Source organism: Micromonospora sp. ATA51 (assembly GCF_016802855.1).
GTDB lineage: Bacteria > Actinomycetota > Actinomycetes > Mycobacteriales > Micromonosporaceae > Micromonospora > Micromonospora sicca.
Genome location: NZ_JAEVHJ010000308.1, coordinates 1 through 7,826, shown reverse-complemented (window position 1 = coordinate 7,826; position 7,826 = coordinate 1). Strand labels below are relative to the sequence as shown.

General features: G+C 70.5%; 6 protein-coding genes and 1 pseudogene. All 7 read right to left on the bottom strand.

The window, feature by feature from the left end:
- A partial coding sequence (locus JNW87_RS31100) for a hypothetical protein (RefSeq protein ID WP_238454895.1) occupies positions 1 to 422 on the bottom strand: 422 nt, incomplete at its 3' end.
- Entirely contained in the window at positions 419 to 1,381 is a 963-nt protein-coding gene (locus JNW87_RS31095) for a hypothetical protein (RefSeq protein ID WP_236647268.1), read from the bottom strand. The genes JNW87_RS31095 and JNW87_RS31100, both read right to left, overlap by 4 nt.
- Positions 1,326 to 2,789: a TIGR02678 family protein gene (locus tag JNW87_RS31090; RefSeq protein WP_238454894.1), complete on the bottom strand. Its 1,464-nt coding sequence runs from the start codon at positions 2,787 to 2,789 to the stop codon at positions 1,326 to 1,328. The genes JNW87_RS31095 and JNW87_RS31090 overlap by 56 nt, the downstream gene beginning before the upstream one ends.
- On the bottom strand, positions 2,786 to 4,354 hold the full coding sequence (locus JNW87_RS31085; RefSeq protein ID WP_109799852.1) for a TIGR02677 family protein: 1,569 nt from the start codon (positions 4,352 to 4,354) through the stop codon (positions 2,786 to 2,788). Before JNW87_RS31085 ends, JNW87_RS31090 begins: the two co-directional genes overlap by 4 nt.
- 247 nt (positions 4,355 to 4,601) lie before the next feature.
- Positions 4,602 to 5,754, bottom strand: a pseudogene (locus JNW87_RS31080) (IS3 family transposase); the annotation flags it as partial.
- Positions 5,755 to 6,216: 462 nt separating this feature from the next.
- A complete protein-coding gene (locus tag JNW87_RS31075; protein WP_109799855.1) occupies positions 6,217 to 7,059 on the bottom strand; it encodes a transposase family protein in 843 nt (280 codons plus the stop codon).
- A 213-nt stretch (positions 7,060 to 7,272) separates the two neighbouring features.
- Positions 7,273 to 7,623 (bottom strand): group II intron maturase-specific domain-containing protein, encoded by a 351-nt coding sequence (locus JNW87_RS31070; RefSeq protein ID WP_201749443.1) that lies wholly within the window; start codon positions 7,621 to 7,623, stop codon positions 7,273 to 7,275.
- Positions 7,624 to 7,826: the final 203 nt, after the last annotated feature.

Sequence of the window (7,826 nt, the reverse complement as noted above, 5' to 3'; positions counted from 1 at the left end):
GGGAACTGGGCGCGGCACCGGCCGCCCTGTCGCACCGCGTCGGCGGCGGCCCGGGACTGGTCACGTTCGGCCTGGCCGTGCCGCGTCACCTGCGTGCGGACGGCGCGCACGTCGTCGCGGCGCGCGGCGGCCCGGGCGGTGATCCGGGCCGCCAGGTCGTCCGGGGCGGCGTCGTCGGCGCTCCAGGTGATCCGCGCCGCCTCGGCGTCGAGCACAAGTTCGGCGGCGAGCCGGTCGGCCACCGCCCGCGCGTCCCGGGCCGCCACCATCGCCCGTTCCCATTCGGTACGACGCCGGGCCGCCGCCGTCTCCTCGGCGGCAACGGTCCCGCCGGCCCGCTCGGCCGCCTCGGCCAGGTCGTGCACATGCCGTTCCAGGTCGGCGAGCTGCTCGTGGGACTGATAGGCCGCCGAGGCCCTCAAGCTGTCCAGGTGGGCGCGGAGCCGCCCGGGCTCGCCCTCGACGGCCCGCAGCCGTGTGCCGGCCTCGGCCTCGCCTCGGCCGCCGCGTCGGCCGTGCGGCGCGCGTCGGCAAGTGCGGCCGACCGGGTGGCGACCGCGTCGCGGCGGGCGGCCAGGGTATCGGCGGCCGCCCGGGCATGGGTGCGCAGGTAGGTCGAGTAGACCGTCAGGAACCCGGCCGTGGCGCCGTCCGCCGCCACCAGTCCTTCGAGGGTACGGGCGACCGCCTCCATGTCGTCGAACGAGCGGGCGGCCTCCACCAGCAGGTGGTCCTCGACCGGACGCAGCCCGCGCTGCAGGGTGCGGGACAACTCGACCGGGTTGAGGTCCTTGGCCAGCTGCGGCTTGCGCAGAGTCAGCACCAGATCCAACAGCTGCTCGTAGCGGGCCGGACCGAGGCCGAACAGCCGGGCGTCGGCGAGGTGCCGGTAGTCCTCCGCCGAGTCCCGCACCGCGTCGGCCCCCAACCGGTCGATCAGGTCGCGGCGGTTCAGCGGCCGATCGTCGGCGTCTAGCAGGGAGAAGTCCACTCCCACCCGACCGTCGACTACGAAGTGCCAGCGGGTCACCCGGTCGACGTGCCGGTGCGCCCGCAACCCGATGCCGACCGTCACGTACTCCTCGCCGTCGCCGAACTCCATCCACACGTACGCGTGGGTGACCTCCTGCCCTCGGTAGAGCAGGTTCGACTTCATCGTCCGGTCCTCGCTGGCGAACGGGTTCAGCCGGCGGGGTTCGATCCGCCCGTCGAGCACGAACGGGAACAGCACCTCCAGCGCCTTGGTCTTGCCGGAACCGTTCGGCCCGCGCAGCACCAGCCACCCGTCGACGAAGAGGAACTCCTCGTCCCGGTAGTCCCACAGGTTAATGATCCCGGCCCGGGTGGGGGCGAACCGGCGGACGGCACGTTGCTCGATCACGATCAACTTCCCGAGGGTCAGAAGAGAGTTTCAGTGGCGGCGCGGGGCTTGACTGCGGCGACCGTGTGGCGGTAACGACCGACCAGCGCCCGCACGAGCACTCCGCCCGGCACGACGGTGACCGCGCCGAACCGTTCCAGCAACGCCACCGCCTCGTCGCGCAGCCGGTCCGGGTCGGCGTGCCACTGGACACCGAACGCCGACCCGTACCGCTGCAGGATCTCGCCGACGGCGTTACGCAGAAAGCTGTCAGTGACGAACGGCAACCGGCCGGCGCCATCGGTCTCGTCGGAGCCGATTTCGTCCTCGGTGGTCCACAGCTCGACCGGACCGGTGTCGTCGAGCCGCACCAGGGTGGCCGTGGGCAGGCCAGCGTCGATCTGGCCCACCAGCGCCTGCTGCCGGCCGTACCCGTCGGGCGGGACGAGGCGCTTGACCCGACGCCGTCCGGATCCACCACCCGGTCGGCCATCTCCACCGCCAGCAGCACCGCGGCCTGCGCCACCGACCCGGTGCCCGGGAACCGCTCCCCGGTGAACCCGGCGGTGTCCACCAGCAGCACCCCCTCGGCCCGCCGCTCCACCCGCAAACCGGTCAACCGGGCCAGGTCGGCGGCGAGCGCCGAACCGCGCAGATGGTTGGCGACCACCGGATCGACGTCGGCGTGGTAGACGACCGGCGACTCCACCACCGCCCGCCGGGCCGCCCGAGCCGCCTGCCGGCGCTCGGCGTTACCGCTGCTGGTCATCGTCCGACCGAGCAGCGCCGACACCGACTCGACGTGCTGCACCACCCGGGTCGGCCGGAACAACGCGAACACCACGTCCCGCGCGACGTCGTACAATGCCTCACCAGCTCCGGGGTCGCTGGCCCAGGCGGCGCTGGAGCCGTCGGCCAGCCGGAGCACGCCACGCTCCTCCAACCAGCCGACCGCGTCCACGAACGCCCGCCGATCCGGGCCGTGGTCCGGATCCAACCCCAGGCCGGTGATCCGGTTCGCGTCACTAACCACCGAGTCGGCCAACTCGCTGAGGGTGATCTGGATCCCGGCACGGCCCAGCACCGCCAGGCACAACGCCAGGTACGCGTAGCGCTGCCGGTCGAACGGCCGCCCGGTGCGGGACACCGCCGGCTGGGTGCCGTCGAGCTGGTCCTTCGCCCGTACCAGCCGGGCAGTGGAACCGTGCAGCTCCAGCCGGTACCCGAACGCCTCGGCGAGATCCCGGCGCAGGGTGGCGGCGAACCGCCGCACCCGGGGCAGCGCCCGCTCGTCGGGCCAGGTCCCCGTGATCAGCGGGTGGCGCAGGATCAGCCGGACGGCCCGCTGGTAGTCCGCCAGCTCCAGCTCCGAAACGTCGACGGCAAACCGGTGGACCGCCGGCCGGAGTCCACCCGGTTCCGCGGTCACGCCGGCACCAGTTCGGGACGGCGGACCGCGGTGTGCTGCGCGGCGGTGACCGTCAGCGCGTACCCGTCCAGATGAAGCCGGCCGTCGGCGGTTCGGACCGTGGTGAACCGTCCCGGCGTCGGGGTGAGGGTCAGCCGGACGCCGTGCGCGGCGGCCGCCAGCGGCGCCACGGCTCTGCCACCGACCCGGGCGGCCAGCGCGATGTCGAGCAGGCGCAGCAGGACCTGGGTCTGCGAGGTGTCCAACCGGCTGTCGGTGGCTCCCTCGGCAGCCAGCGCCGTCGCCGCGTCGGCCAACCGGCGCTCCCGGGCGAGCTGGTCGCCGCGCAGCCGGTGCCGGCGGTCGTCGACCCGGTCCAGCCGGGCCGGCCGCCCCCGGCCCTGCCCAGGTGCCCGACCCGAGGCCACGAGGGTGCGGGACAGCTCCACCGCCGGTGCGTCCCACCACGACAGCCGGCTCGCGATCGCCTCCGGATCCGGGTGCGCCACCCCGACGTGGCGGGGAGCGCCGACGCCGAACACGACGTCGAACAGGGCGTGCGCGGCCTCCTGGGTGCCGGTATGGGTAAACCACGCGGCCAGGTGCCGCAGCTGCGACTCCCGGCTCACCCCGCCACGGCGTGCCTCGGTGACCCGGCGCAACAGGGCGAGGACGTCGCCGATCGCGGCGATGGTGGCGTCCGACAACCGATCCGCCTCGCTGAGCTGCTCCGGTCCTGGCGGCGCCAGCCAGGACCGCAGCCCCGCCCAGCGCCGCCGCCAGTCCTCCAGCCGCTGTACCGGGGTGTGGAACAGCCGCTCGTCGGCCTCGGCGGCCGCCTCGATCAGCCGGTCCAGCCCGGTCGCCTCCACCTCGTGCACCGCCGCGCGCAGCCGAGGGGTGTACCGCTGCAATTCGTCGTGGAAGTCCCGTAGGTGAGCCAGCAGTGCGTCCTTGTGGGCGAGGAATGCCTCCGGCCGCACGTCGTTGGTCCGGCCCAGATCGCCCAGCATGTGGTAGAAGCGGGCGGCCCGCTCGGCGATGTCGGCCAACGCCCGGTCCAGCCGGTTGAACTTACGGTAGACCTCCTCCGCGTCACCGGCGTCGTTGGCCGACGCGAGCGCGTTCAGGTCCGCCAGGAGATCGGCGAAGACCAGCCGGGACAGCGTCGAGTCGTCCATGCTCGCCGACAACACCGCTTCCACCGCCCGGTGGGCCCGGTAACCGGCCTCGGTGAACTGGTACACCGAGTGCCGGTTGCGGTACTCCGCCAGCGTCGTGGCCCGGGAACCGTCCTGCCCCCGGTCGAGCACGCCCCAGTCCACCAGGGCGTCGAGCAGCCGCGGCAGCTCCACGTGGGCCGGATCCGGGCAGTCCGGGTTCGCCTCGTGCAGCGCCGCCAGCGCCGCGGCCACGTCGGAGGTGTGCAGCACGACGTGGTAGCTGGACCGCGCCGAGTCGAAGGCCCGCAGCAGCCACAGGTAGGCGAACCGGTTCTCCGCCGTGACGTAACCGAACAGCCGCATCCGGTCGTCCAGCCCGAAGTCGTCCAAGCCGAACGTGGGCCTGGATGGCCGCACGGTCATCGTCTTCCTCCCACGGGACGCGAACAGCCACCCACCCTACCCAGCCGGACCGGGAGGGCGGCCAGGCGCGCGGGGTACCGGCGGCGACCGCGCCCCCCGGGGGCTCCTCGCATGGCGAGGTGGGTCATGAGGTGGTCGGGGGTGGCGCCGTGCAGTTCCGCTCCCCGGGCGGCGTCCAGACCGTGTCGCCGGGTGCGATCTCGACGACATCGCCGTCGCGGGACTGGATCAGCCCGCGTCCCGCGGCTGCGGCCGGGGTCTGTTGTCGTCCGTAGTCGATCGGGGATAGGTTGCCAAGGCTTGAGTGGCGTCGGCGTGGGTTGTATCAGGCCTCGATCCACTCGAAGATGGCGTTGGCCAGTTCCTGACGGATTGCCCAGGGCTGCCGGTCGAGCAGTTCCAGCTGCATGGAGCCGAAGAAGGACTCGACCATGCTGTTGTCGTAGCAGTCGCCGATGGAGCCCATGGAGCCGAGCAGGCCGGCCGACCTGATCCGCTGCCCGAACGCCCAAGACGTGTATTGGCTGCCGTGATCGGAGTGGACCACGGTCTGCCCCTTGCTGGGGGCCGTCGCCAGCGGGCCATGTCGAGGGCGTCGATGACCAGCTCCGAGCGGAGGTGGTCGGCGATCGACCAGCCCACGACCCGGCGGGCGAACACGTCCAGCACGACCGCGCAGTACACCCAGCCGCCCTGGGTGCGGTGCTGGGTGATGTCGGTGACCCACAACGCGTCCGGCCGGTCGGCGACGAACCGCCGGTTGACCAGGTCCGCCGATGACGCCTGCGGGTCCCGCACGGTGCAGCCTGTGCGTCGGCGCCGGTAGACGCCCTGCAGCCCGTGAACGCGCATGAGCCGCTCGACGCGTTTGCGGCCGCACCGCACCCCCGCGGCCAGCCGCAGCTCGGCATGGACTCGCGGGGATCCGTAGGTGCCCCGCGACATCTGATGGATGTCGCGGATCAGCTCACCCAGCGCCTGATCGGCCGCCTCACGGGGCGAGACAGGCCGGCTGCGCCAGTCGTAGTAGCCCGACGTCGACACCCCGAGGACCCGGCACGCCACCGCCACCGCGATCCCGCCAGCGGCGAGATCGGCGACGACCGGGTAGATCATTTTGGGAGGACGTTCTCCCGCGCGAAAAAGGCCGCGGCCCGGCGCAGGATCTCGTTCTCCACCTCCAGGCGCCGCTTCTCTTTGCGCAACGCCGCCAACTCCTTACGCTCGTCGCTGCTCAAGCCCTCGCGCGTGCCGTCGTCGGTGTCGGCCTGGGCCAGCGAGTTGCGCAGACACGACTCCGAGATCCCCAAGTCCTTGGCGATCTCCCGGATCGGCTTGTTGCGCAGCCGAGCCAACTCGACCGCGCGCTGACGAAACTCCGGCGGGTGTGGTGCGGGCATCCGAACTCCTCCCTCGGCGACCAGTGTCGCCTCAGCTCAGGTGTCCGGAAAACCGGGGGAACCTCAGATCGTCGACCTCGGCCCGGAGGACCACGAGTTCTGCCTGGTCCAGAACTACCGCTGACGGTGAACGCACCACTTTCGGCACGAGCGGTCGGCTGACTTGTCGGTCTCGCAGGTGCGGCCCCTGACGCCCGCTCGGCGGCAGATGTGAGCAGCCGATCGAGGCGTGCTGCGCATCCGTGGATTCGGATGTTGGTCAACGCGTACAGGCTGCGCACTTGGTGTACGTGCGCCGCTCGTTGATCGATGGGTCACTGCTGTAGTTGACGAGGACCAGCGACGAGCCTGATGCGAAGATCTGCATCGGGCGGCTGCCAATGCGCCTCGGTTGCCCCGCAACGTTCGTAAAGAGGAGATGGACGTTGCTGTGCGGCCCGAGAGAGTCCCATTGACGTGATCTCAACAAGAATCCGGTAGGTATCGGTATTCGAAATGGGTGAGGTGGAGAGCGGCGCGGACGATGTCGCCGACCTGCCGTGGGCTGGCTGTGCTGTGACGCAGGGTCCGCCAGCGGCCGACGAGGATCGCGAAGCCGCGTTCTCCGAGGCACCGCATGGATCGAAGGACGGCGTTGTAGGTTCGGTTGTCGACGGCGAGCCGGCGGCCGTCGGCGGGCTGCTTGTACGGCGCGTGGATGCCCTGGCCAGCGCCTTCGTAGCCTGAGTCGGCCAGGGTCGGCAGCCGCAGTTCGGAGGCCGCCCAGTAGAGGGCGCCGGTGACGTCCAAACGCTGGGCGCAGGTCAGGTCATGCAGATGTCCGGGCATCGCATCCGAGGTCCAGATCGGGAGCCCGTCGGGGCGCATCACAGCCTGAACGTTCGCCCCGAAGTCGCGGTGTTTCCCGGAGTACCACGCGTCGATCGTGTCGCCTTTCACGCTCACGGTGGTCTCGGCGAGGCGGTCGGTGTCGAACAGCTTCCCGTCGAGGATCACGTGCGACCAGCCGTCGGCGGCGACCCGGCGCAGCGCGTCGTGCAGGGTGGGTGTCTGCGCCGCCAGGACCCGCACGGCCTCGGCCACGTACCGGTAGGCGGTGGCCCTCGACACCCCGAACCCCGCGCCGAGGGTGGTCTTGTCCTCACCCTTGCGGAACCACACCAACACCAGGATCGCCTGGTAGAAGCACGTCAAGGCCCGGGTTCCCGGCCGGGTGCCCACCGCCCGACGCTCGGCCCGCAGCAACCGCGCCACGTGTCGCACGAGTTCCCTGGGCACGTCGAGCCTGGCAGAATAGGTGATCACGTGGAGCCCTCTCGAAGACTGATTCCGTCGCAAGAACCTGTCTATCGATGGCTCCGCGCCCACATCCAGCGCTGTCCGCTATGGACGCAATGCCCGTGTCATCCGCAACCCGCTGCACGGCCGTGTTGGCGAGTAGCCGGAGGGGATTTCACCCTCCGGCTCTCACAGATCCGTACGTGAACCTCTCGGTTCATACGGCTCTTGTTGTCCTGGTCACCAGACGGCAGGGACGCCAGGTACCCATGCCCAGTGGGCGAAGAACTTCGGCCTCGCGGTGACGGCTCTGGTCCATGCTTCGTGAGCCTTTTTGCGTCCGCGCAATCGTTTGAACTTCTTACGTAGCCACCGCATCAAGTAGGCATTGATACGCGCCAGGAGAGGATACAGCGCAGATCGGTAGAACGCGCCGTAGTAGTTCATCCAACCCCGCACGATCGGATTGATCCGCTCGGCGAGATCCGCTTCCGAGACCTCGGTGCGTCGGTGCAGTCCCCAGGACCGCACCTGCCGTCCGATCTTTGTCAAAGCATCCTTGCTGATCGCCGGGTTGAAGCCGGTGAACATCTTTCCCGTCTTCGTGCGCACCCCACGCGGCCTGAACGTGTACCCCAGGAACGTGAATTCGGTGTGTTCGTACGAGCCACGCCGGTTGCTGTCCTTGCAGTACACGGCGGGTTCAGCCAGTGGAAGCATTTGCCTCGACGAGTTCGGTGAATATCTCGGAGGGCTTCTTCCAGCCGTGGATCTTACGCGGTCGGTCATTGATC

What these genes read in the sequence shown, in the direction of transcription:
- JNW87_RS31085 (WP_109799852.1), bottom strand. Translation starts at nt 4,354, where the DNA reads ATGACCGTGCGGCCATCCAGGCCCACGTTCGGCTTGGACGACTTCGGG.
- JNW87_RS31070 (WP_201749443.1), bottom strand. Translation starts at nt 7,623, where the DNA reads ATGTTCACCGGCTTCAACCCGGCGATCAGCAAGGATGCTTTGACAAAG.